The sequence below is a fragment of the Nocardia sp. GTS18 genome (assembly GCF_013839555.1).
In the GTDB taxonomy this organism is placed as follows: Bacteria; Actinomycetota; Actinomycetes; order Mycobacteriales; family Mycobacteriaceae; genus Nocardia; species Nocardia rosealba.
Map to the genome: position 1 here is coordinate 46,827 of NZ_JACBIU010000004.1, position 24,554 is coordinate 71,380.

The window sequence follows — 24,554 nt, forward strand, 5'->3', positions numbered from 1 at the left end:
GCCGGAGTCGACAGCGACGGTGCAAGACCGGCGGACGGCGATGTCTTGAACAAACACGAAGGCGGCGGTCAGGCAAGCCACGAAATCTATTCGTACACTGGCGAACTGGACCGTAAGCCTGATATCGGGCTCATGAGGGTGTGGCGACCTGCCGCCGGTGTTCATCGGGGGTGCCGCCGCCCGGGTAGGCACGCACGAGCGCATTCGATCACAACCGCTCCGGACGGCCGGAAGGCGCTGATAGCCGGTGAGATCCATGTACGGACCACCAGTGCGTCCGGCACCGGGGAAGGCAAGGCGATGTCACCTTCACGGATCACGACCACGCGCGCGGTCCAAAGCCGGGCGACCTCGGTGGGGTCGCTGGTAGGTCGGATATCCGATCGCACGAGGAATGTCCACATTCCAGCCCGGGGGTGGCCGATGATCGGCAACGGTGTGACCCCGCGGATATCGAGTGCGGTTTTCACTCGTCGTGCCAGATCGGCAGGCATCATCACTGCGCCGACCATTCCTGCTCGCATCGTTATCCGGCCCGTCTCGGAGTCGACCACGGTCGGCAGCGAGCACACGCGCCGATAGAACTCGCATCGCGCGCGGGGCGTTTCAACGAATGATGAAGGAACAGAGTGCATTTGGCTCATAAGAGGCCACCCGGCACGTCGATGGGCAGGGAGGTCGCCTCGGTTGGCATGGCGCCCTCGGCCGGGCTGGGCGCAGTAGCGACCCATCCGGCTTCCCGCATCGCCTCGAGCAACGCCACAAGGTCGGCCACAGCCGGCCGACGCCCGGGAGTTGGGGGAGCGAGGCTGCTGCTCATCGGATCACCTGCCGTTCTGGGCGGCGTTTCCCGGCCGAAATCTGCCACTCCCCGCGCCGGTTGCGGAAAGCGTCCCCTTTGTCCCGCAAGGCGTTCAGTACGCGGGCGACACGCCATTTCGGCGCGTTCAGGTTGTGAGCGATCGTGTCGGCGGTCAACATCCCGCCCGGCTGAAGCAAAGCGAGAACATCGGTTTCGAGAGTGTCAGTCATCGGTCCATATCGGTGCCGGAAGCGCCTGAAAAATTCAGGCATAAGGTCAGTGCGGCCGGTGCTGGTGGGCTGCTGCATACGTGTCCTCCTTGCGGCCGATGTGTCGTTCGGATTCGGCTAGCAGACGGGATGTCGGTCATATGACTTCGGTCGTTGGCGCCAACTCGGAGTCAACTTTGTCGGCCCGGTCGGTATGGTGTCGACGCCTGCACTGTCTTATCTGCACCGTGCTTGTATGATCTGGTTTCTTCTATGGCTCATCTCCGCTACGATCAGCGCAAACAGCCGCAGTATGACGAGGGGTATAGCGTGGGGACAGTGCTCAAGGCTTTACTTCAGCAACGACACATCCAGACGGTTTCCGCATTCAACCGCGAGTACGACGCGGCAGCCTCGAAGATCGACTCATCCGCCATCGGAGCCGGACCGAAAAAGGCGCAGTTCTATCGATGGCTGTCGGGAAATATCTCGACCCTGCCGTATCCGCACCATTGCCGAGTTCTTCAGGAGATGTTTCCCGGGTGGAGCATCGAAGAGTTGTTCTCTGGTTACGCGGAGGGCACCGATCTGTCCCCACATAAGATGACGGTCGCACCACCATCCAGTTCCGGCGCTCGCCAAATCTCTGACATCGAGAGCGTCTTTGCGCGACGCGCCGACTTCTTGAAAGCGATCCCACCGCAAGAGCTGTTCCGTGAAGCCCGCACGATTGATCTCGTCGGCCTGTCTTTGAACATCCTTTGTCAACAGTGCTCGGATACCGAAATGCGACGAATGATGCTGAATGGAACCACGATACGCTGCTTGTTCCTCGATCCGAACGGGTCGAATATCACCGAAAGAGAACATGAGGAAGGCCATACATCAGGCGCGTTGGTGAATCTGACGAGACTCAACATTCATATGTTGCAGCGAGTTCAGTCCAGTCGGACAACCGAGACGGGCGGTGGGATCGAGATCCGCGTTTACGATGCACCGGTACGCTTCAATTTGTGTATTATCGACTCGGAAATATGCGTGATGCAGCCATACCTGCCTTTCGCTCGTGGCCTTGAATCGCCTACATTTGTGTCCAAGAGGAAGGGGGTCGAAGGAACCTTCCAGACTTTCGCAACAGTATTCGAGGAAATGTGGAGAAAGGGAACGGAACCCGCAATTGAGTACAACCAGGGAGTCACTGCTTGATATCGCACGCCGTGCAGTCTCCGGCGGTGTGTCGATTCTGGAGTCGAGAAGGGTGGGTTCGGTTTCGTCGAAAGGTGACCGCGACTTTGTTACGGATGTTGACGTAGCGATACAGGAGCACATTCGCCGGTTTCTCGCTGTAGAAGCTCCGCACATAGCATTCCTCGGCGAAGAGGGCGACCACCAACACCACCGTTTGGATGAGACAGCCTTCTGGGCTCTCGATCCCATAGACGGAACGTCGAACTACATTCATGGAATACCACTCTTTGGCATATCCCTTGCACTGTTCGAAAATCATGAACCGGCGATCGGTGTTATCAGCATGCCCACGTTGCAACGCGAATATTATGCGGCTTCGGGAATGGGCGCCTACCGGAATGGCGAACGTATCCACGTCGGGACGTCATCACGACTCTCGAAATCGATCATTTCGATCGGCGACTATGCCGTAGGGCAGGATGCGGCACAGCGAAACCGTCCACGACTTTCACTGACGGCGCTACTGGCCGCTCGCGCCGAGCGGATCAGGATGTTCGGATCGGCCGCCTTCGACCTCGCCTGTGTGGCCGACGGCAGCACAGACGGATGCGTCATTCTGTCGAACAATCCGTGGGACATCGCCGCAGGCGCGGTCATCGTGCGCGAGAGCGGTGGCGTGGTCTACGACTCAGACGGCAGCGCACATAATTCGAGTTCACGTCACACGATCGCGGGGAACGACCTGACAGCAAAGGAACTCGTCGCATTGGTGGGGCAAGCACACGCCGAAGCGGGCTGACAATCGTCGGGGTTGTCGGTTGCCCAGGTAGTCCTGTGCTTACGCAGCCCTTGTCTCTTTGGCGATGACAGCTGGGGAGGGTAGTCGGCAGCTGGGCCGCCCGCGAGTGCGCTACGGGGGGAGTGGGTTCGCGGCGCACGAAGCGGCTGACGCCCCTTCTCGGCTGCGCGGTTCTGGCGCATATGGCCCTTATCCCGTCGACGCCGAGGTCGAAACGCGGTTCGGCAACACTGTCTATTCACCTCACGAATACGTCGCCGCCGGGCATTGAGGAATCCGGCGAAGGGTGCCTCCATGACGCGTCGCGCATGCGGTAGGCTGCGGAGACCACCTGTGTGGTTGCCAGGCGATTCGCTGCGCAGCACAGCCGCTGCGTCGGAAGAGAGTAGATGTGAAGGGCACCGAGGGCAGATCCAGTGCCGAGGGCGCGGCCTCGAAAGTCGTCCGGCTGCCCAGACGACCACGGCACAGCCCGCAGGACCTCGATGATCCGCGTCGTCGCCCCTGGTACTCACCGCCCGTCTACGATCCGGCGCCTACCCGCCCGGTGACCCGTGCGGAATTGCAAGCCGAAACCGGAACGTGGTCGGCCGACGCGGAGTCGCAGCATCCCGTCGACGGCAGCCCCGCACACGAGGCCGATGTCATCGACCTCGCGGCGTCGCGGCGCAAGCGGTCGGGGGATTCGGCGCGCGGTACCCGGCCGAAGATGATGCCGCGTCGCGTCGGGTCCGGCGAGGGGAAACAAACCGTCGCCGACACCTCGCCTCTGCCGAGAACTGATCGGTAACAGCCCGCGGAGCATTCGCGTTCCGCCTGGGGCTCCAGCGAAGCTGTACGAGCCCGAAATCGTTAGCACAACTAGATAACTCACGAAAATGCAATCCTCGGGTACGATCACCGCGGGGGAGCGCGAGATGTCCGATGGTCTGCTTAGTATGTCGCAGGCGACGGCAGCTTCGGCTGCCTCACCAAGCGAATTACGACCATCTCCAGGGGATGAACCTTGATCGACATCACACCGCACCGCACCCCGCGTCGCCGGTCCGCCGTGACCGCGGTCGTCGCGGCCGCCGCACTGTGCGCCGCCCTCGTCACCGGCTGCTCGACCGACGACTCGACCACCACCGCGGCTCCGCCGACCGGCGCACTGCCCGACGGCGCGCAGATCGTGAAGGAGTCGGCCAAGACCACCCAGACCCTGCGCACCGTTCACCTGAACATCGACGTGAAGAACCTGCCCGACCTGCCGGTGGAAACCGTCTCGGCCGACGTCACCAACGAGACCCAGGGCACGGGCGCCGCCATGGGTGAGGCGAAGGTCAAGATCAAGCCGGAGGACCCGTTCACCGAGGCGAAATTCCTTGTGGTGGACAAGGTTCTCTACACCGAGGTCAGCGGTCGCTACGTGCCCGCCGGTCCGGCCGAGAAGGTCTACGATCCGGGCGTCATCCTGGACAAGGACAAGGGCATCGCGAACGTGATCGCCAACATCCAGAACCCCAAGGCCGAGGCCCGCGAGGTCATCGACGGCATCAACACCGTCAAGGTCAGCGGCACCATCGACGCCGCGGTGATCGACCCGATCGTGCCCCGCATCGGCCAGAACGCCGGCACCATGCCGATCACCGTGTGGATCCAGGACGTCGCCCCGCCCGCCTCGGATTCGACCAAGCCGTCGGAGGCCGCCTCCACCGGTGAGGGCCCCAATCTCGTTCGCGCCGTGGTGAAGAAGGACCAGGGCGAGGTCACCGTCGGCCTGTCGAACTGGGCCAAGCCGGTGAACATCGTCAAGCCCGCGGGCTGATCCTCACCCGCACACGCACCCGACAGCCCACACCGGTCCGGGATCGCGGAATCCGGCACACCGTGCCGCTCCGCCGACCCGGACCGGTGTGTCGTTGGGTCACTCGATAAGAGAACTTTCAGCGAGATGCAAGGCGCCGCAAGGACTATACGTGTCGGGACGCTGGTCGGCAGGCACACGCATCGACCGCCGTTCGGACACGAAGGAAGCACTGATGACGATCGATGATCGACCTGATGAACAGGAGCGCGAGCTCCCGCCACCACCCGGCCCCGGAGGGCGACCGCCCGTCAACAACGTGTGGGTGTATAACGGCAAAGCCTACGACCTGAGCGAGTGGATCTCCAAGCATCCGGGCGGTGAATTCTTCATCGGCCGCACGAAAAACCGCGACATCACCTCGATCATCGGTTCCTACCATCGTGATCCGGAAAAAATCGCGCGCATGATCGAGCGTTACAGCCTCAATCGTAATGCCACGCCCGAGGACATCCATCCGAAGAACAACGCCCCGGACTTCCTCTTCAAAGAGGGCTTCAACAGCTGGGACGACACCCCGAAGTACAAGTTCGACGACAAGAACGACCTGTTGCACGCGGTGAAGGCCCGGATCAAGGAGCCGGAGCTGGCCGCGCGGTTGAAGCGCATGGACCGCGCGTTCGACATCGTCGTCGCGTTCCTGATCTTCGCCTACATCGCGGTGCAGGGCCTGCGGCTCTACGACACCAGCTGGATGCCGTTGCCGGTCTTCGTGATCGCGATGGTGCTGCTGCGCAGTTCGCTGGCCGGCTTCGGCCACTACGCGATCCACCGCGCGCAGAAGGGCTGGAACAAGTACGCGGTGAACGCCTTCGACATGAACTATGTCGCACTGTCTTTCGTCACCGCCGACGGCCACGCCCTGCTGCACCACCCGCACACCCAGAGTGAAGTCGACATCAAGAAGAACGTCTTCACGATGATGATGCAGGTCCCGCGCCTGTACCGGGTGCCGATCCACACCGTGCACAAGTTCGGGCATCTGTTGACGGGCATGATCATTCGCCTGCTCGATGTCTGCCGGCTCACCCGCAAGGTGGGCATCAAGGACATGTACGGCACCTGGCGTGGTGCGCTGCCGCACTTCATCGGGTCGTTCGGCATGCGGTTCCTGCTGGTCGCCGAGTTCGTGGCCTTCGCCGTCGCGGGCGACCTGCTCGCCTGGACACTGCAATTCGTGATCACCCTGTGGATCAGCACCTTCATGGTGGTCGCGAGCCACGACTTCGAGGTGCCGACCGAGGAACTGCACACCGAGACCGAGGACTGGGGTGTCAACCAGCTCGAACAGGCCTACGACCTGACCGTGGTGGGCAACAAGTACGTCGACTGCTTCCTGTCGGCGGGCTTGAGCTCGCACCGCGTCCATCACGTTCTTCCGTTCCAGCGCAGCGGTTTCGCCAATATCGCCACCGAGGACGTGGTGCGTGAGGAAGCCGCGAAATTCGGGGTGCAGTGGCTGCCCGCGAAGAGCTTCTTCGGTGATCGACTTCCCAAGCTGTGCCGGACCTATCTGCTCGCGCCCTCGGACGAGGCCAAGCAGAACCGGTGGGGACTGGTGCGTGAACACTGCGCACCCACAGCGCTGAAGACCTGCGTCACCTACACGGTGCAGGGCTTCACCGGCATCGGAACCGTCTGACCCGGCCGCTGCCACGTCTTCTCTGTCTCGAAAGGAATTGTGCCCGTGTCTGTTTCCATTGATGAAGGTGTGCGTCGACCACACGGTCCGCTGAAGACGGCCGACGTCGATCGCGGGCACGATCTGCTACCTCCGACGCCGCCCACCACCGTCGGTGTGATCGAGGCCGTGGCGACGGGCTCGCCGCAGCGAGTGATCGAGCAGGCTGTCAACGCCGGACGCGTGGCGGAACTGTTCTCCGATCCCGTTCAGCGGCAGCGCATTCCACGGATCTACGAGAAGACGAGGATCGACACCCGACATCTGGCGATCGATCCACTCGCTCCCGATTTCCTCGAGTTCAGCAGGCGCCCCGGCACCATCCGGGAGCGGATGAATCTGTTCTTCGAGCACGCGGCCCCGCTGGCGGTCGACGTGGCGCGCCGCGCCGTGGCCGGCTTGGCGAACCCGGCCGAGGACATCGGTCAGCTGATCTTCGTGACCAGCACCGGATTCATCGCCCCGGGTGTGGACGTCGCGGTCGTCAAGGAACTCGGCCTCTCGCCGACGGTCAACCGGATGATCGTGAACTTCATGGGTTGCGCCGCCGCGATGAACGGCATCCGGACCGCCGTCGACTTCGTGCGAGCCCATCCGGACAAGAAGTCGATGGTGCTGTGCATCGAATTGAGTTCGGTCAACGCGGTTTTCGACGACGACGTCAACGATGTGATCACCCACAGCCTCTTCGGTGACGGGTGCGGTGCGGTGGTGATCGGCGCCAATCAGGTGCATCAGCCGCTGGCGCCCGGCAGTGTCGTGATCCGCGACAGCTTCAGCCACCTCTTCGACGACGCCGAGGACGGCATCGTGCTCGGGGTGAAGGACGCGGGCATCACCTGCGAGCTCGCGGCGAGCCTGCCCGACTACATCTACCGCGGTGTCGACCCGGTGGTGACGCAGGTGCTGGCGCGCAATGGTCTCGGCAAGGCCGATGTCGAGCTGTGGGCGATCCACCCCGGTGGTCCGCGCATCATCGAGGAGTCGGCCCGGTCGTTGGGTATCGCGCCGGAGTCGGCCGCGCCGAGCTGGGCGGTGCTCGCCGAGCACGGCAACATGCTGAGTGTGTCGCTGATCTTCGTGCTCGAACGCATGATCCGCGAATCCGATTCGGCGGCACCGATTTCCACCGGGGTGGCGTTCTCGTTCGCGCCCGGTGTCACCCTCGAGGGCATCGTGTTCGATGTCATCCGCAGCTGAGAGTCCATCATGCAATTGCTCCGTTTTCTCGCCGCGCTGTCGCCGGCCAGGATCGCGGCCGTGGTGGTCGCGGGCCTGATCTGCGGCGTCGCCAACACCTATCTGGTGACGTTGATCAACGCGGCGGTCTCGCCGAAACCGCCGCCGGACGACCTGATCGCCCGATTCGTGCTGACCGGTCTGGTGATCCTGGTCAGCGGCGTGCTGTCGCAGGTGCTGTTGATCCGGCTGTCGCAGGACGCCATCTACCGGTTGCGCAGCGATCTGAGTTCCGGGATCGTCGCCGCTCCATTGGAGCACCTGGAACGGCTCGGCATGCATCGCCTGATGGCGACGCTCACCGAGGACGTGCGTTCGCTGTCGCAGGCGGTCACCGCCATTCCGGCGATCTGCGTCGACGTGGCGACCATCGTGGGTTGCTTCGTGTTCCTGGCAGTGGTGTCGGGACCGATCTTCGCGGTCACCGTGGCCGGTACGCTGGTCGGGATCGCCTGTGTCGAAATGGTTCTCAAGCGGGTGCGCGGGATCTACCGTGAGGCTCGGGAGAACGAGGACGCGCTGCTGCGCTCTTTCCAGGCGGTGACGCTCGGCATCAAGGAACTCAAGCTGCACCGTGGTCGCCGTCGCGATTTCATGGACCGGCATCTGCTCGGTTCGGCGGGCACCTTGCGTGATCAGAACACCGACGCCGGGTCGAAGTTCTCCTACGCACAGGGTTTCGGTCAGGCGTTGCAGCTGGCGACGATGGCGCTGATCCTGTTCGTCCTCGCCGCGGCGCTCGACCTGCCGCGCGAGACGATGTTCGGGTACGTGCTGGTGACCACGTTCCTGGCGATGCCGATGCAGAACTTCATGCACCGCATTCCCGATCTGCTGCGCGGTGACGTGGCGCTGGCCAAGATCCGGGCGATGAACCTGTCGATGACGACGATGCACAACGAGGACGAACTGCCCTACGTCGAGCGTCCGCCGGTGGGACAGGCCAAGCTCGAACTGTCGGACGTGACCTACGTGTACCGCTCCGAGGCGCCGTCGCCGGTGCCACCGCCGCCCGGCACACACCCGGGCGGGATGCCGGCGCATCCGCCGCGTCCCGGTGTTCCGCCGCGCGGGGGCAACGGGCATCCCGGTGGTCCGCATCCGGCGCATCCGGGAGCGCGGCCCTCGGCCGGTCCCGATGTGAACGGTAAGAACTGGGTCGACCACGGCGCCACCGATGTGCGGCCGGTGCCCTTGGGTCCGCCGCCCGGGCTCGACGAGTCCGGTGAGGGCGGGTTCCGGCTCGGGCCGATCGACCTGGTCTTCGAGCCGGGCCAGATCACCTTCGTCGTCGGCGGTAACGGCAGCGGGAAGTCGACGCTGGCCAAGATCATCACCGGTCTGTATGTGCCGCGCACGGGGTCGTTGTCGCTCAACGGGGAGAGGATCGACCACGACAACATCGAATGGTTCCGGCAGAACTCGTCGGCGGTGTTCACCGATTTCCATCTGTTCGAGGACTACCTGGGCTTCGACCGGCCGGGAATCGACGCCGAGGTGCGGCGGTATCTCGAGGAACTGCAGATCGCGCACAAGGTGAGTGTGGTGGGCGGGCGCCTGTCGACCGTCGACCTGTCCCAGGGGCAGCGCAAACGCCTGGCGCTGCTCACCGCGCTGCTCGAGGACCGGCAGATCTACGTGTTCGACGAGTGGGCCGCCGATCAGGAACCGAGGTTCCGTGAGGTGTTCTACCGCGAGATCCTCACCGACCTGAAACGGCGCGGGAAGACCGTCATCGTGATCACCCACGACGACCGGTACTTCGACTGTGCCGATCAGCTGGTAAAGCTCGACTTCGGGTTGGTCGCGGCGTAATCGCCCGTGCCCCGGTCGGTTCGCCGACCGGGGCACAGGTGTGTCCGGGCTCAGGCGATCTCGCGGTGCGCGGTGACGACCCGACGCATGGGCGGGCGGTCGACCAGGCTGACCTCCGAAGGTGTTCGGCGCCAGCCGGTTTCGCTCGGCAGGAACTGGACCAGGCCGATGCCGGAGTCGCGGATACCGAGGCGGTCGAGCAGGGTGGCGACCACCTGACGGCTCATCACCGCCAGTTCGTGGGTCGGGCGGTTGCGGTGCACACGGATGCCGAGGTCGACCTGGGCGATGGCGGACAGACCGTGGCGCTGCCAGCAGTCGAGCAGGATCCCGATCTCGGCGCCGTATCCACCCGCGAGGGGCACATCGCCGAGGAAGGCCCGGGTGACGGCGTATTCGCCGCCCAGGGGTTGCACTATCTCGGCCAGTGCGGGTGCCAGCGCGGTGAGCAGCGGTCGCGCGACCAGTTGGGTGACACGGCCACCGCCGTCGGCGTCCAGCTGCGCGCCGGTGGTGATCGGCCGCCGGTAGAAGCCCTTCACCAGCGCGATGCCGGGTTCGGTGAGCAGGGGGGTCAGCAGGGCGGGCACGAACAGCGGATCGGGTGCCACGAGGTCGGCGTCGAGATAGACCAGCAGATCGCCGGTCGCCACCGCGAGCGAGCGCCACACCACCTCGCCTTTGCCGGGCCTGGGCGGCACTCCCGGCATCGCCTCCTCGAGGGTGTAGGCGGCCGCGCCCGCCGCCCGCGCCCGGGCGACGGTGTGATCGGTCGAGCCGGCGTCGAGCACGATCAGTTCGTCGATCAGCCCACCGAGCAGTGGTCGCACCGACGCCACGACCCCGGCCACGGTGTCCTCGTCGTCCAAGGCGGGGACAACCACCGAGACCCGGCGACCCGACTTGCGGTCGATGAGCTCACGGACGTCCATATCGATCAGTGAACGTCAGCGACCGCGCGCCTGCCAGCGATGCGGTGACATCTTGTGACCGGAGCCAACGCCGAGGTCGGGGTCGCTGGTGAAACGGACAGCGCGGCGCCGCGGACCGGTACGGTTGGACTGTTCGCCGTCGACGGCGACGACCGGCGAGTGGAGGAGCGGACGTCATGAGTGCGACGATGGTCGAAGTGGCGAAGGGATCGAAGACCGATCTCACCGACGGACGCTACACCGTTCGCCTGGATCTCGACGGCCCCGCGGGTGCGGTCGACGTGTCCGCGGTCCTGGTGACCGCCGACGGGAAGGTGCGCTCCGACGCCGACTTCGTCTTCTTCAACAACCCGTCCGCTCCCGGTGTCCAGCTCGAATCGGATGCCGTTGTCTCCGTCGACCTTTCGACGATTCCGGCCGAGATCCACCGGGTGGTCATCGCGGGAAGTACCGAGGCGCAGGGTATCCGGTTCGGTGAGGTGGCGGGGCTGCGGGTGTCGGTGAACGGTAGCGGGCAGGGGTTGAGCTTCACGCCGGCCGGGCTCGATTCCGAGACCGTCCTGCAGGCGGTCGCACTGTACCGGCGGGGGAGCGGGTGGCGGCTGGACGCGATCGGCCAGGGCTACAGCGCGGGTCTCGCGGCCTTCGCGACCGAGCACGGAATCACGGTCGACGAGGAGGCGGTGGAGGATTCCGCGCCTGCGCTTACCTCACCGCAACCCGTTGCGGCGCAGCAGAACCCGACCATCGATCTGCGCAAAGTCGATGTGGTGCTCACCAAGGATTCGCCGGACAAGCGGGCCACCATCGATCTCCGCAAGGGCGGTGCGGGCCATGTGCTCACCGTCGGCCTCGAATGGGACGGGCGCGGCGCGAAATACGACAGCAACGGCAAGCCGACCGAGTTCGGCACCGGCGACCTGGATGTGTACTTCTTCTGCCGCAACGAACTCACCGGCGACTATGTCGTGGTCAGCGGTGAGAAGGGGCACCAGGGCGATCTGAACATCTGGCCGCACATCCACCACCAGGGCGACAGCCGGGGCCCCGGGGCCGGTGGCCTGCCCGCCACCGAACAGGTGGTCGTCCGTCCCACCGAGAACGGTGACCTGCTGCTCAACGTGTACCAGTCCGTCGACAACGGTGCAGGTGCCATCGATACCTTCGGCCGCCCGCGTGTCCGGGTGCGCTACGGCCGCCCCGGGCCCGACGGACTGCCCGGTCCCGACGCGGATCAGATCACCGTCGTCATCGGCAACGGCAAGAACTCCTTCTGGGCGACCGTCGCCCACATCGACGTCCGCGACGGCATCCTCACCGTCGACGGAACCACCAGGTACAGCCGGGCTTTCAGCGAACGCATGCCCGTCCTCGACACTGCGGGCACCTGGGTCCGTGCCGCCAAGAACGGCCCCGTCGGCCGCAGCAAATCCAGCAACGGCCTCGGCCTCAGCCGCTACGAAGGTCAGTGCCCCGCACCGCGCTGAGCTGTCCGGTAGTTCCGCCGGAGATTGCCACGCGGGCGGGGCGTCGGCGTTTTCGCTGGTGAGTCGTAGGCTTGGGCCATGGCATCCGACACCGATTCATCGTTCGATATCAAGCCCCGCTCACGCGATGTCACCGACGGGCTCGAGAAGACCGCCGCCCGCGGCATGCTCCGCGCGGTCGGCATGGGGGACGAGGACTGGGTGAAGCCCCAGATCGGGGTGGCGTCGAGCTGGAACGAGATCACCCCGTGCAACCTGTCGCTCGACCGGCTGGCCGACGCCGTGAAGGAAGGCGTGCACGCGGGCGGCGGGTACCCGCTCGAATTCGGGACCATCTCGGTGTCCGACGGTATCTCGATGGGGCATGAGGGCATGCACTTCTCGCTGGTCAGCCGCGAGATCATCGCGGACTCCGTCGAGACGGTCATGATGGCCGAGCGCCTCGACGGGTCGGTGCTGCTCGCCGGGTGCGACAAGAGCCTGCCCGGCATGCTGATGGCGGCCGCCCGGCTCGACCTGGCCAGCGTGTTCCTCTACGCGGGATCGACGCTGCCGGGCAATCTCGACGGCAAGGACGTCACCATCATCGACGCCTTCGAAGCCGTCGGCGCCTGCATCAAGGGACTCATCAGCCGCGAAGAGGTCGACCGCATCGAGCGCGCGATCTGTCCGGGCGAAGGGGCATGCGGCGGCATGTACACCGCCAACACGATGGCCTCGGCAGCCGAAGCCCTCGGCATGAGCCTGCCCGGGTCGGCGGCGCCGCCGGCCCCCGACCGCCGTCGCGACGTGTACGCGCACCGATCCGGGGAGGCCGTCGTCGAGTTGCTGCGCAAGGGGATCACCGCGCGCGACATCATGACCAAGCCCGCCTTCGAGAACGCCATCACCGTGGTCATGGCACTCGGCGGATCGACCAACGCGGTGCTGCACCTGCTGGCGATCGCCCGCGAGGCCGGGGTGGACCTCACCCTCGCCGACTTCAATCGGGTCGGTGACAAGGTGCCGCATCTGGCCGACCTGAAACCGTTCGGCCGCTACGTGATGACCGATGTGGACCGGGTCGGCGGGATCCCCGTCGTGATGAAGGCACTGCTCGACGCGGGCCTGCTGCACGGCGACGTCATGACCGTCACCGGCAAGACCATGGCCGAGAACCTCGCCGACATCGAACTCGGCCTCGACGGCGACGTCATCCGGCCGCTCGACCGGCCCATCCACCGATCCGGCGGGCTCACCATCCTGCACGGCACGCTGGCTCCCGAAGGGGCGGTGGTGAAGAGCGCGGGCTTCGACTCCGATGTATTCGCCGGAACGGCAAGGGTGTTCGACGGGGAACGCGCCGCGATGGACGCGCTGGAGAACGGCAGCATCGTCGCAGGCGATGTGGTGGTCATCCGCAACGAAGGTCCCAAGGGCGGTCCGGGAATGCGCGAAATGCTCGCCATCACCGGGGCGATCAAGGGCGCGGGTCTCGGCAAGGATGTCCTGCTGCTCACCGACGGCCGATTCTCCGGCGGCACAACGGGTTTGTGCGTCGGGCACGTCGCACCGGAGGCGGTCGACGGCGGTCCGATCGCGTTCGTCCGCGACGGCGACCCGATCGTCCTCGATGTCGCCAACCGGCGCCTCGATGTCGAAATCGACCCGGCCGACCTCGCCGCCCGCAAGGTCGGCTGGCAACCCGCGGCCCCCAAATACACCACCGGTGTGCTCGCCAAGTACCGCAAGCTGGTCAGCTCGGCGGCACACGGAGCCGTCACGGGATGACGCCGGCCGAGGCCCGCCTACTGGCGCTGGGATTCGAGGGCGCGACCGAACGAGACCACCACGGTCGCCCCTCGTTTCGCAGGCGAACCATTTTCGCGACCCTTCCCGACGACCAACACCTGCGCGTGATGCTCCCTGAGGAAGGCATTCGTGAGGCGGTCGCGGAATCACCCACCTGGTGTGCCGAGTCGTGGTGGGGCAGAAAGCTCGCGGCGGTGCAGGTGACGCTGGCGGACGCCTCGCCCGAACTCGTCGCCGAAATGCTGGGTGACGCATGGGACGCCCACGGCTGATCCGAAACCTGCGATCAGCTTGCGCATCGTCGCGGCATCGATCGTGATCGCCTCGGTCGTCGCCCTGTGGTTCACGTTGCGCGTCAAGGGATTCCTGGCCAGGGCGGGCGCCGCGATGATCATGGCGTGGCGGTGTGTGGGCGCAGAGCGAGCTGTTCTGACCCCGCTGCTCAGGCGGTCGGCTGGCCGGCCGTAACCGGGTCGGTGTCAGCGCGCGCCGACGATGCGCAATGCCATGTCCGCGTAGCCCTCGGCGATGTCTTCGGGGCTCCAGTCGCCGCCGTCGCGATACCAGCGGGCGATATCGATACCGAGCGAGAGCAGGGCGACCGCGGCCATGCGGGGGTCGCGCACCTCGAACGCGCCGGTCGCCACGCCGCGTTCGACGAGGTCGCGGATCTCCTGATCGATCTGTCGGCGCAGGCCCCGGATCTCGGCGTAGTGCTCGGGGGTGAGCGCGGACAACTCGTAGTTCACGATGCGCGCCCTGGTGTGGCCGCGCACATGGTGTGCCGCGAAATCGTGGACCACGGTGCGCAGGGCGAGCGTGGGATCCTCGGTGGACCGGATGGCGGCGCGGACCAGGTCGAGTGACTGCTCGTGCCCCGCGCGCGAGATCACGTAGAGCAGTTCCTCTTTCGACTTGTGATGCACATAGACCGCTGCCGGGCTCATGCCCGCGGCCGAGGCGATATCGCGCGTGGTCGTGCCGTTGAAGCCCTTTTCGGCGAACGCGTCGATGGCAGCCTCGAGGAGGCGTGCGCGGGTGGCGTCGCCGCGGGGCTCGATGGTTTCGGTCATTTCCGGGCCATTATCTCGCCTCGGCGGATTCCGCCCGGTGGTGGGGCTGTGTGATGTGGCTAACAAGGTTCCGCGTTCGGTGTTCTATTGACGGTGGCGTGCGATCTACAGCACTATGCGTCTAAGCAAGCGCTTATTCAGCAAAGGAGCTCCGATGCCGGAAGCCGTGATCGTCGCCGCCGCTCGTTCCCCGATCGGTCGGGCGGGCAAGGGGTCGCTCAAAGACCTCCGCCCCGACGACCTGACCGTTCAGATGGTGCGTGCGGCCCTGGCGCAGGTACCCGCCCTCGACCCCACCGAGATCGAGGACCTGGTGCTGGGCTGCGGGCAGCCGGCGGGAGAGTCCGGTTTCAACATGGCCCGGGTGGTCGCGGTGCTCGCCGGGCTGGACACGGTGCCCGGGACCACGGTGAACCGCTACTGTTCGTCGAGCTTGCAGAGCACGCGAATGGCACTGCATGCCATCAAGGCGGGCGAGGGCGACGTGTTCATCTCGGCCGGAGTCGAGACGGTGAGCCGCTTCGGCAAGGGCAGCGCCGACGGCATGCCCGACACCAAGAACCCCGTCTTCGCCGAGGCGCTCGCCCGCACCACCGCGCGCACCGACGCGGGGGCACCCGCGTGGACGGATCCGCGCCTGGCCGGTGACCTGCCCGATGTGTACATCGCGATGGGCCAGACCGCCGAGAATGTCGCCCAGCACACCGGGATCACCCGCGCCGAACAGGACGAATTCGGTGTCCGCTCGCAGAATCTCGCCGAGAAGGCCATCGCCAACGGCTTCTGGGCCACCGACATCACCCCGGTGACGCTGCCCGACGGCACGGTGGTCAGCGCCGACGACGGCCCGCGTGCCGGTGTCACCCTCGAGGCGGTGAGTCAGCTGAAGCCGGTCTTCCGTCCCGACGGCACCGTCACCGCGGGCAACTGCTGCCCGCTCAACGACGGCGCCGCCGCCCTGGTGATCATGTCCGACACCAAGGCGCGCGAGCTCGGCCTGACCCCGCTGGCGCGGATCGTCAGCACCGGTGTCTCGGGCCTGTCGCCGGAGATCATGGGCCTGGGCCCCATCGAGGCGTCGCGTCAGGCATTGCGCCGTTCCGGTCTCACCATCGACGACATCGACCTGGTCGAGATCAACGAGGCCTTCGCGGTGCAGGTGATCGGCTCGGCCCGCGAACTCGGCATCCCCGAGGACAAACTGAACGTCAACGGTGGCGCGATCGCGGTCGGCCATCCGTTCGGCATGACCGGCGCCCGCATCACGAGTACGCTCATCAACTCCTTGCGTTTCCACGACAAGCAGTTCGGTTTGGAGACCATGTGCGTCGGCGGCGGCCAGGGTATGGCCATGGTGCTGGAGCGGCTCTCGTGACCGGCCGTTTCGCGGGCAAGACCGCGATCGTCACCGGCGCCAGCCGTGGCATCGGCCTCGGCATCGCGCAGCGCCTCGTCGACGACGGCGCGAAAGTCGTTGTCACCGCCCGCAAACAGGACGCGCTCGACGCGGCGGTCGCCCAGCTCGGCGGCCCCGAGCACGCCCTCGGCGTGGCCGGTCGCGCCGACGACATCGAGCACCAGGCCGACACCGTCGAGCGCGCGATCACCACCTTCGGCAGCGCCGACCTGCTGGTCAACAACACCGGCATCAATCCGGTCTTCGGTCCGATGATCGACCTCGATCTCGAGGCCGCGCGCAAGATCGTCGAGGTCAACTGCCTCGGCGCGCTCTCGTGGACGCAGCAGGTCCACAAGGGCTGGATGGCCGAACACGGTGGCGCGGTGGTGAACGTCGCCTCGATCGCGGGGATCCGCAGCGCACCAGGCATCGGCTTCTACGGTGCGAGCAAAGCGATGCTCATCCACATCACCCAGGAACTCGCGGTCGAACTCGGCCCCGACATCCGGGTCAACGCGGTGGCGCCCGCCGTGGTGAAGACGAAATTCGCCACCGCGCTGTACGAAGGCCGCGAAAAGCAGGTGGCCGATACCTACCCGATGAAGCGGCTCGGTGTGCCCGAGGACATCGCCGGTGCCGTGACGTTTCTGCTCTCGCCCGACGCCGCATGGGTCACCGGTCAGCTGCTCGTCGTCGACGGCGGCGTGACCTTGACCGGCGGATTGTAAAACACTGTGCCGCAAGACTTTCAGGAGAAGACTATGAACACGACGAGAACCGCTGTCGTCACCGGCGCCGCCCGGGGAATCGGTGCCGCCGTCGCGAAGAAGCTCGCCGCCGACGGGATGGCGGTGGCCGTCCTCGATCTGGACGAGGACGCCTGCAAGCCGGTCGTCGCCGAGATCGAGGCCGCCGGTGGGCGGGCCCTCGCGGTCGGGGCGAATGTCGCGGTCGAGGCCGCGGTGGAGTCGGCCGTCGAGCGGATCGTCGCCGAGCTCGGCGCGCCGACCGTGCTGGTCAACAACGCGGGTGTCATCCGCGACAACATGCTGTTCCGGATGAGCACCGACGACTGGGACACGGTGATGAACGTGCACCTGCGCGGGGCGTTCCTGATGACCCGCGCGGTCCAGAAGCACATGACCGAGGCGAAGTTCGGCCGCATCGTCAACCTGTCGAGCACCTCGGCGCTGGGTAACCGCGGCCAGGCCAACTACTCGGCCGCGAAGGCGGGTGTGCAGGGTTTCACCAAGACGCTGGCTCTGGAACTCGGCAAGTTCGGGGTCACCGCGAACGCCATCGCCCCGGGCTTCATCGAGACCGAGATGACCGCTGCGACCGCCGAACGGCTCGGGGTTCCGTTCGAGGATTTCAAAGCCGGTGTGGCGTCGCAGATCCCGGTGGCGCGCACCGGGGTGCCCGACGATATCGCGCACGCCGTGTCGTTCTTCGTCAGCGAAGGCGCGGGCTTCGTGTCCGGGCAGGTGCTGTACGTGGCGGGCGGGCCGAAGGCATGAGGACATTCCAGGGGATCGCCGAGCTGGAGGCGGCAGTCGGCACCCATCTCGGCTACTCCGGGTGGCACACGGTGACCCAGGAGCAGATCGATACCTTCGCCGACGCGACCGGTGACCACCAGTGGATCCACGTCGACCCCGTACGCGCGGCCGAAGGGCCCTTCGGAACGACGATCGCCCACGGGTATCTGACATTGTCGCTGGTCCCGATGCTCGTCGCCCAGGTGTACCGGATCGAGGGCCTGGCGATGGCGGTGAATTACGGCTCCAACAAGGTGCGCTTCCCGGCGCCCGTGCCCGTCGGGTCGCGGCTGCGCGCGGGACTCGAGTTGCGGTCGGTGGCGCCGGGTGGCGGCGGGCACCTGATCACCAACACCGTCGTCGTCGAGCGCGAGGGCGGTGAGAAGCCGGTGTGTGTGGTGGAGACGGTCACCCTGGCGGTCGCGAAATGACCGTGCCCGGTCTGGATCTCGACCGTTTCGGGCACTGGTTGCGGGCCACGCTGCCCGGCGTCGGCACCGACCTCGACGCCACGCTCATCGCCGGTGGCAAGTCCAATCTCACCTACACGGTGACCGACGGTGCGTCGTCGTGGATCGTGCGGCGCCCGCCGCTCGGGCACGTGCTGGCCACCGCGCACGACATGGCCCGCGAGTACCGGGTGATGGCCGCGCTCGCGCCGACCTCGGTACCCGTGCCTGCCATGTACGGGCTGTGCGAGGACACCGACGTGCTCGGTGCGCCGTTCTACGTCATGGAACGGGTCGAGGGCACGCCCTATCGGGACGCGGCCGCCCTGGCCGAGCTGGGACCGGAACGGACACAGCGCATCTCGGCCGCCCTGGTCGACACCCTCGCCGACTTGCACGCCGTCGACCCGGCGGCCGTCGGACTGGCCGATTTCGGCAGGCCGGAGGGATTCCTCGAACGGCAGGTGCGTCGATGGAAGCAGCAACTCGATGCCTCCCATACCCGTGACCTGCCGCTGGCCACCGAACTGCACGCGCGTCTGGCCGCCGACGTCCCCGTCGAGTCGGCGGCTGGCATCGTGCACGGTGACTACCGCCTCGACAATGTCCTCGTCGACGACTCCGACCGGCTCGCGGCCGTCATCGACTGGGAGATGGCGACTCTGGGCGACCCGCTCACCGATCTGGCCCTGATGGTCGTCTACGGCCGCCTCGCCGCCCTGCCGAACGGCAAGGTTGCCGTGGCCGACGCGTCGCTGGCGCCCGGCTTCCTCGCCGAGGACGAGATCATCGCCCGATACACCGCCCGCAGTGACCGCGACATGTCCCGCTTCGGCTTCTACCTCGGGCTCGCCGCGTTCAAACTCGCCGCGATCCTGGAAGGCATCCACTTCCGCTACCTGCGGGGCCAGACTGTCGGCGAGGGCTTCGATGTCATCGGTTCGGCGATCGAGCCCCTGCTGGAAACCGGCCTCACCGCACTGAAGGAGCATTCCTGATGGACTTCGCCTACGACGCGCGCACCGAAGAACTGCGCGCCACGCTGCTCGACTTCATGGAAAGCCACGTCTATCCGGCCGAAGCGGTATTCCGTGCGCAGCTCGGGCAGCTGGACAACCGCTGGGCCTGGGACTCGGTTCCCGTGCTGGCGGAACTGCGCGCCGAGGCACGAAGCCGTGGGCTGTGGAATCTGTTCCTTCCGGGCGAACACGGCGCGGGCCTGACGAATCTGCAGTACGCGCCGCTGGCCGAGATCACCGGGCGCAGTGCGGGACTCGCGCCCGCCGTGTTCAACTGCGCCGCGCCCGACACCGGCAATATGGAGGTGCTCGCCCAGTTCGGCACCGAGGAGCAGCGCAAAGAGTGGCTCGAGCCGCTGCTCGACGGGACCATCCGCTCGGCGTTCGCCATGACCGAACCGGATGTGGCGTCCTCGGACGCCACCAATATCGCCACCCGCATCGAACGCGACGGTGACGACTACGTGCTCAACGGGCGCAAATGGTGGATCACCGGGGCGATGAACCCCAACTGCCGCATCTTCATCGTGATGGGCAAGACCGACCCGTCCGCGAGCAGGCACCAGCAGCAGTCGATGATCCTCGTGCCCCGTGACACCCCCGGTGTCGAAATCCACCGGGGCATGGAGGTTTTCGGCTACGACGACCACGACCACGGTGGCCACGCCGAGATGACGTTCACCGACGCGCGTGTGCCCGCGTCGAACCTGATCGGGGTGGAGGGCGCCGGTTTCGCCATCGCCCAGGCACGGCTGGGGCCGGGCCGCATCCACCACTGCATGCGCTCCATCGGTGTCGCCGAGCGCGCCGTGGAACTGATGTGCGCGCGCGCCGAGGACCGGGTGGCGTTCGGCAGGCCGCTCGCCGACCAGGGCGTGATCCGGGATTGGATCGCCGAGTCGCGGGTGCGGCTCGAGCAACTGCGGCTGCTCGTCCTCAAGACCGCATGGCTGATGGACACCGTCGGAAACAAGGGCGCGCACACCGAGATCCAGGCCATCAAGATCGCCACCCCGGCCACGGTGCAGTGGATTCTGGACAAGGCGATCCAGGTGCACGGTGCGGGCGGGCTGTCCCAGGACTTCCCCCTTGCCGCCGCCTACGCCGGTATCCGCACGCTGCGTTTCGCCGACGGTCCCGACGAAGTGCACAAGAACGCGTTGGCCAAGAGCGAGCTGCGCAAGCAGCGGGAGGCCCGGTGACGCGCGACGAATTGCACCGTGCCATAGCGGAATTCCTCGCCGCCAACGATCCGGACACCACCGACCGCCTGGAATTCCTGCGCTCCCGCTTCGACGCGGGATTGGCCTGGGTGCACTACCCGGCCGGTCACGGTGGGCTCGGGCTGCCCCGGGAATGGCAGGGCGAGGTAGAGCGCCTGTTCGCCGAAGCCGCTGCGCCCGACAACAACCCGGGTGCCAACACCATCGGCCTCGGCATGGCGGCGCCGACGATCCTCGCGTGCGGTACCGAGGAACAGAAGCGGCGGTTCCTGCGTCCGCTGTGGACGGGCGAGGAGATCTGGTGCCAGCTGTTCAGCGAACCGGGCGCCGGATCGGACCTGGCGAATGTGAGCACCCGCGCGGTCCGTGACGGCGACGAGTGGGTGGTCGACGGCCAGAAGGTGTGGACGTCGAGCGCCCACCTGGCGCAGTTCGCGATCCTGCTCGCCCGCACCGACCCGGGCGTGCCCAAGCACCGCGGCCTGACGTTCTTCCTCATCGACATGACCCAGCCCGGCGTCGAGGTGCGGCCGCTGCGCCAGATCACCGGTGAGGCCGAGTTCAACGAGGTATTCCTCACCGAGGCAAGGGTTCCCGATACCCAGCGCCTCGGCGCCGAGGGCGACGGGTGGCGGGTCGCCAACACCACGCTCAACACCGAGCGGGTGGCGATCGGCGGCCGCGACACCGCCCGGGAGACCGGAATGATCGGGGTGGTGAGCCGGACCTGGCGCGACAATCCCGACCTGCGCACCCCCGAGCTGCACGATCGGCTACTGCGGCTGTGGGTCGATGCCGAGGTGGCCAGGCAGACCGGTGTGCGGTTGCAGCAGAAACTGGCAAAGGGTATGCCGGGCCCGGAGGGGTCGGCGATGAAGCTGATCTTCGCCCGCGTGGCCCAGCAGCTGTCCGGCCTGGAGGTGGAGATGCTCGGTGAGCAGGGTCTTCGCTATTCGGAGTGGACCATGGTCCGACCCGATCACGTCGACTTCACCGGCCGCGACGCCGGCTACCGGTACCTGCGGGCGAAGGGCAATTCCATCGAGGGCGGCACCTCGGAGATCCTGCGCAATATCGTCGCCGAACGCATTCTCGGGTTGCCCGCCGAGGCGCGCACCGACAAGGACCGTCCCTGGAAGGAGGTCGCCCGATGACCGAGCTGAACCTGCTCTACACCGATGTCGAGGACGACCTGCGCGCCACCGTGCGCGCAGTGCTGAGCGCCCACTGCGACCCGTCGTCGGTGACCGCACTCTACGACGGCGACCGGTCGCTGGTCGCGGGGCTGTGGAAGAACATCGCTGTCGACCTGGGTCTCGCGGGGTTACTCGTCCCCGAGGAGCACGGCGGTGCGGGGGCGTCGGCGCGGGAGGCCGCGGTGGTGCTCGAGGAGCTCGGGCGTTTCGTCGCACCGGTACCGTTCCTCACCAGTTCCGTCGTGGCCACCACCGCACTGCTCGGCTCGGCTAGCTCGTTGCTCGGTGAGCTCGCGGCAGGGGAGCGGACCGCAGCCCTTGTCGTTCCGTTCTCCACGGCCGCGCATGCGCCGGTTCCGGCCGTCGCCGACGGTGGCACCGTCACCAGTGTCGCTGGGGCGCTCGAGGCGGATGTTCTGCTGGTTCCTGTTGCCGGTCCGGAGGGCATCGCACTGCACGCGGTCGCGGCCGACGCCGCACGGATCACCCCGGTGGCGTCGCTGGATATGACCCGTCAGCTCGCCGATATCACCTTCGACGGGTTCGCGGGACAGCCGCTCGTCGCCGACGGCGAAGCCGCAGTTCGCCGCGCCCTGCTCGCCGGTTCCGGGCTGCTGGCGTCGGAACAGTGCGGGTCGGCGCGGTGGTGTCTCGAGGAAACCGTGGCCTACCTGAAGGAACGCCGTCAGTTCGGCCGGGTGGTCGGCGGCTTCCAGGCGATCAAGCACCGGCTCGCCGACCTCTACACGGGCGTGGAATCGGCGACCGCCACCGCCCGCTACGCCGCGGCCACGCTCGCCGCCGCCGACCCCGATGCCCCCGTGGCGGCGGGTGTCGCGCAGGCCTATTGCAGTGACCTGGCCGTGCTCGCGGCCGAGGAAGCGGTGCAGCTGCACGGTGGCATGGGTATGACCTGGGAACACCCGACCCACCTCTACCTCAAACGAGCCAAGGCCGATCAGATCGCCTTCGGCACGGCAGGTACGCACCGCGCCCACCTCGCCGAACTGATCGCCTTGCCGGCCTGAGGTCGCCGTTTTCCCGCCCCCACACCGGGTAGGCGCGGTGCAGAGGAAAGGAGGACCTGATGCACGCGTCGAAGGAACCGTCCGGTGACCGCTACGACCCCGCCGAGGACCCGGACGCCGACCCGGAAATGATCCAGCCACCCGACCGCCTCACCCCGCAGCCGAGTCAGGCCGAAGGAGAGGACGAGCAGCCGCACTCCGAACGCAGCGGATAAGCTGTCGGGCAAGAGGATTCGCAATCGGCGGGACGGGGAACGCGACAATGGTCGACCGCCCCCTGCTCTACCTCGATGTCGACGGTCCGCTCAACCCGTACCGCGCGAAACCGGAGCAACGTCCGCGTGGATACGAGACGCACCGGTTGCTGCCGCAGTCGTGGATCGCACGGCACCGCGACATCCCCGTGCGGCGGGTGAAGCCGTTGCGCGTGTGGTTGAACCCGTCCCATGGCCGCACCTTGACCGAGCTGGCGGAGGACTTCGAATTGTGGTGGGCGACAACGTGGGAGCACGACGCGAACACCCACATCGCCCCGGTCCTCGGCTTGCCGGAGTTACCGGTGGTCGAGTGGAAATCGCCCGGGTGCCAGGGTCCGGAGGGGACGTTCTGGAAGACCGCCGAACTGGTCGAACACGCGGCGGGTAGACCGTTCGCCTGGGTCGACGACGACATCACGACACCGGATCGCCGGTACATCAATGCCCGCCACACCGCACCCGCCCTCCTGCGATTCGTCCACCCGGCCGCCGGTCTCGTCGAGGACGACTTCGCCGCCCTGACGTCCTGGGCCCGCACCCTAGGACCATAGGATGGACCTGAATGCCCTTGCCGCACGGGGCAGTTCGTGGACCGAGCACGGCAGTGATCGTGAGGAGAGGACTGAGCGTGGATCTCGAGGGTGCGATACAAGCGCTGCACGACGACCTGGCCGACTGGCTCGGGTCCGAGGCACCGGATTCGGTCTTCGACCGCTTCGCCGCAGCGCAGGATCCTTCGTTCTCCATGGTGACGACAACGGGCCAGGTCCTGCACCGCGACGAATTGCTGACCGGGCTGCGCGCGGCGCGTAATGCCCAGCCGGGGTTGCGCATCGCCATCAGCGAGATCGAAGTGCTGGCGACGGACGGTGCCGTCACGGTGGTCCGCTTCCTCGAATCACACCACCATGCGGGCACGGTTTCCCGACGCCGTGTGCTCGCGGTTCTGCGGTCGGAGCGGGAATCATTGCGCTGGTCGACTCTCCAAGAAACCGACGTCCCCGACTGACCTTCCCCGAGGCCACCAGATCCGCGGATTCCGACGTGAAGTGGCCGCCCCGGCGGCGCCCGTCGCCTCAGCCCCGCTCGGTCGGGGGTCAGTCCTGCCAGCTGCTGTGGCTCATCAGGTTGTCCCAGTTCGGCAACGGCACCTCCGGGTGGTGCAGGCGCACGAGCTCGGTCCCGAGCCTGGCCGGGAATGCCTTTCGGGGGTTCGCGAGGATCTGGTTCTCCATGATCGTGGTGATCGCCGGGGTTCCGCCGTGGCGCGGGTAGGCGGCGTGCACGGCGTCGGCGTAGCCGGGCGGCAGATCGCCGGGGCCGCCACCGATATCGATGCCGATGCCCTCCACTGCGATCCAGATCTCGGCCGGTCTGCGCCTGCGGAAGACCGGTGAGTCGCTGAAGCCGGAGGTGTGTCCGGCGATGGCGTCCCACACCGTTTCTACCCGGGCGTCGGTGATGCCGTGTCGTTCGAGGAACTCGGCCGCGAAATCGGCGCCGGTGCTGTCGGGTGGCGACGCCGATACGGGGATAAGGTGCACACGGCGTTCTTTCTTGTCGGAGTCCGGTGGCCGCCGGAC

The 24,554-nt window shown here is 66.7% G+C and carries 26 protein-coding genes; 21 read left to right on the forward strand and 5 right to left on the reverse strand.

The features are described 5' to 3' along the window. Positions 1-640: 640 nt before the first annotated feature. Both HYG95_RS06470 and HYG95_RS06475 read right to left on the reverse strand, forming a co-directional pair. Positions 641-820: a hypothetical protein gene (locus tag HYG95_RS06470; RefSeq protein WP_181697082.1), complete on the reverse strand. Its 180-nt coding sequence runs from the start codon at positions 818-820 to the stop codon at positions 641-643. Next, on the reverse strand, positions 817-1,110 hold the full coding sequence (locus tag HYG95_RS06475; protein ID WP_181697083.1) for a hypothetical protein: 294 nt from the start codon (positions 1,108-1,110) through the stop codon (positions 817-819). Before HYG95_RS06475 ends, HYG95_RS06470 begins: the two co-directional genes overlap by 4 nt. Positions 1,111-1,341: 231 nt before the next feature. On the opposite strand from HYG95_RS06475, the gene HYG95_RS06480 reads away from it, so the two are divergent. The 7 genes from HYG95_RS06480 (at position 1,342) to HYG95_RS06510 (ending at position 9,579) form a co-directional block, all read left to right on the forward strand. After that, the gene (locus HYG95_RS06480; protein ID WP_181697084.1) at positions 1,342-2,217 is read left to right on the forward strand and encodes a DUF5919 domain-containing protein; all 876 of its coding nucleotides are present in this window, start codon (positions 1,342-1,344) and stop codon (positions 2,215-2,217) included. Further along, complete coding sequence (locus HYG95_RS06485; RefSeq protein ID WP_181697085.1) at positions 2,189-2,998, forward strand: inositol monophosphatase family protein; 810 nt, start codon at positions 2,189-2,191, stop codon at positions 2,996-2,998. The genes HYG95_RS06480 and HYG95_RS06485 overlap by 29 nt, the downstream gene beginning before the upstream one ends. Positions 2,999-3,389: 391 nt before the next feature. Next, positions 3,390-3,788, forward strand: a complete 399-nt coding sequence (locus HYG95_RS06490; RefSeq protein WP_067638695.1) for a hypothetical protein — start codon at positions 3,390-3,392, stop codon at positions 3,786-3,788. A gap of 225 nt (positions 3,789-4,013) precedes the next feature. Further along, the gene (locus HYG95_RS06495) at positions 4,014-4,805 is read left to right on the forward strand and encodes an LppX_LprAFG lipoprotein (RefSeq protein WP_181697261.1); all 792 of its coding nucleotides are present in this window, start codon (positions 4,014-4,016) and stop codon (positions 4,803-4,805) included. 214 nt (positions 4,806-5,019) lie between these two features. After that, complete coding sequence (locus HYG95_RS06500) at positions 5,020-6,486, forward strand: fatty acid desaturase (protein WP_181697086.1); 1,467 nt, start codon at positions 5,020-5,022, stop codon at positions 6,484-6,486. Positions 6,487-6,531: 45 nt separating this feature from the next. Beyond that, positions 6,532-7,725, forward strand: coding sequence for a type III polyketide synthase (locus HYG95_RS06505; protein WP_370465699.1), 1,194 nt, complete (start codon positions 6,532-6,534; stop codon positions 7,723-7,725). Positions 7,726-7,734: 9 nt separating this feature from the next. Continuing rightward, positions 7,735-9,579 (forward strand): ATP-binding cassette domain-containing protein, encoded by a 1,845-nt coding sequence (locus tag HYG95_RS06510; protein ID WP_181697087.1) that lies wholly within the window; start codon positions 7,735-7,737, stop codon positions 9,577-9,579. A gap of 50 nt (positions 9,580-9,629) precedes the next feature. On the opposite strand, the gene HYG95_RS06515 is transcribed toward HYG95_RS06510, so the two are convergent. Next, positions 9,630-10,511 carry a glucosyl-3-phosphoglycerate synthase gene (locus HYG95_RS06515; protein WP_181697088.1) on the reverse strand — a complete coding sequence of 294 codons (882 nt, stop codon included), beginning with the start codon at positions 10,509-10,511 and terminating at the stop codon, positions 9,630-9,632. A 176-nt stretch (positions 10,512-10,687) separates the two neighbouring features. Between HYG95_RS06515 and HYG95_RS06520 the strand changes: the two genes are divergently transcribed. The 3 genes from HYG95_RS06520 (at position 10,688) to HYG95_RS06530 (ending at position 14,061) form a co-directional block, all read left to right on the forward strand. After that, entirely contained in the window at positions 10,688-11,998 is a 1,311-nt protein-coding gene (locus HYG95_RS06520; RefSeq protein ID WP_255495030.1) for a TerD family protein, read from the forward strand. Between the two features lie 78 nt (positions 11,999-12,076). Next, positions 12,077-13,768, forward strand: coding sequence for a dihydroxy-acid dehydratase (ilvD, locus tag HYG95_RS06525; protein ID WP_181697089.1), 1,692 nt, complete (start codon positions 12,077-12,079; stop codon positions 13,766-13,768). Continuing rightward, complete coding sequence (locus tag HYG95_RS06530; RefSeq protein WP_181697090.1) at positions 13,765-14,061, forward strand: MmcQ/YjbR family DNA-binding protein; 297 nt, start codon at positions 13,765-13,767, stop codon at positions 14,059-14,061. The genes ilvD and HYG95_RS06530 overlap by 4 nt, the downstream gene beginning before the upstream one ends. A gap of 207 nt (positions 14,062-14,268) precedes the next feature. On the opposite strand, the gene HYG95_RS06535 is transcribed toward HYG95_RS06530, so the two are convergent. Then, a complete protein-coding gene (locus HYG95_RS06535) occupies positions 14,269-14,862 on the reverse strand; it encodes a TetR/AcrR family transcriptional regulator (protein WP_181697091.1) in 594 nt (197 codons plus the stop codon). Between the two features lie 154 nt (positions 14,863-15,016). On the opposite strand from HYG95_RS06535, the gene HYG95_RS06540 reads away from it, so the two are divergent. The 11 genes from HYG95_RS06540 (at position 15,017) to HYG95_RS06590 (ending at position 23,980) form a co-directional block, all read left to right on the forward strand. Next, on the forward strand, positions 15,017-16,237 hold the full coding sequence (locus HYG95_RS06540; protein WP_181697092.1) for an acetyl-CoA C-acetyltransferase: 1,221 nt from the start codon (positions 15,017-15,019) through the stop codon (positions 16,235-16,237). Continuing rightward, positions 16,234-16,989 carry an SDR family oxidoreductase gene (locus HYG95_RS06545; protein WP_181697093.1) on the forward strand — a complete coding sequence of 252 codons (756 nt, stop codon included), beginning with the start codon at positions 16,234-16,236 and terminating at the stop codon, positions 16,987-16,989. Before HYG95_RS06540 ends, HYG95_RS06545 begins: the two co-directional genes overlap by 4 nt. A 33-nt stretch (positions 16,990-17,022) precedes the next feature. Beyond that, on the forward strand, positions 17,023-17,778 hold the full coding sequence (locus tag HYG95_RS06550; RefSeq protein WP_181697094.1) for an SDR family oxidoreductase: 756 nt from the start codon (positions 17,023-17,025) through the stop codon (positions 17,776-17,778). Further along, a complete protein-coding gene (locus HYG95_RS06555; RefSeq protein WP_181697095.1) occupies positions 17,775-18,230 on the forward strand; it encodes a MaoC family dehydratase in 456 nt (151 codons plus the stop codon). Before HYG95_RS06550 ends, HYG95_RS06555 begins: the two co-directional genes overlap by 4 nt. Beyond that, positions 18,227-19,246, forward strand: coding sequence for a phosphotransferase family protein (locus tag HYG95_RS06560; RefSeq protein WP_181697096.1), 1,020 nt, complete (start codon positions 18,227-18,229; stop codon positions 19,244-19,246). Before HYG95_RS06555 ends, HYG95_RS06560 begins: the two co-directional genes overlap by 4 nt. Further along, positions 19,246-20,469, forward strand: a complete 1,224-nt coding sequence (locus tag HYG95_RS06565) for an acyl-CoA dehydrogenase family protein (protein ID WP_181697097.1) — start codon at positions 19,246-19,248, stop codon at positions 20,467-20,469. Before HYG95_RS06560 ends, HYG95_RS06565 begins: the two co-directional genes overlap by 1 nt. Continuing rightward, a complete protein-coding gene (locus tag HYG95_RS06570) occupies positions 20,466-21,644 on the forward strand; it encodes an acyl-CoA dehydrogenase family protein (protein WP_181697098.1) in 1,179 nt (392 codons plus the stop codon). Before HYG95_RS06565 ends, HYG95_RS06570 begins: the two co-directional genes overlap by 4 nt. Next, the gene (locus tag HYG95_RS06575; RefSeq protein ID WP_181697099.1) at positions 21,641-22,714 is read left to right on the forward strand and encodes an acyl-CoA dehydrogenase family protein; all 1,074 of its coding nucleotides are present in this window, start codon (positions 21,641-21,643) and stop codon (positions 22,712-22,714) included. The genes HYG95_RS06570 and HYG95_RS06575 overlap by 4 nt, the downstream gene beginning before the upstream one ends. A gap of 59 nt (positions 22,715-22,773) precedes the next feature. Beyond that, complete coding sequence (locus tag HYG95_RS06580) at positions 22,774-22,929, forward strand: hypothetical protein (protein WP_181697100.1); 156 nt, start codon at positions 22,774-22,776, stop codon at positions 22,927-22,929. 47 nt (positions 22,930-22,976) lie between these two features. Continuing rightward, entirely contained in the window at positions 22,977-23,522 is a 546-nt protein-coding gene (locus HYG95_RS06585; protein ID WP_181697101.1) for an HAD domain-containing protein, read from the forward strand. Between the two features lie 77 nt (positions 23,523-23,599). Beyond that, on the forward strand, positions 23,600-23,980 hold the full coding sequence (locus HYG95_RS06590) for a DUF4440 domain-containing protein (protein ID WP_370465700.1): 381 nt from the start codon (positions 23,600-23,602) through the stop codon (positions 23,978-23,980). A gap of 88 nt (positions 23,981-24,068) precedes the next feature. Here HYG95_RS06590 and HYG95_RS06595 read toward each other — a convergent pair whose 3' ends face one another. Continuing rightward, positions 24,069-24,515 (reverse strand): hypothetical protein, encoded by a 447-nt coding sequence (locus HYG95_RS06595; protein ID WP_181697102.1) that lies wholly within the window; start codon positions 24,513-24,515, stop codon positions 24,069-24,071. Positions 24,516-24,554 lie beyond the last annotated feature (39 nt).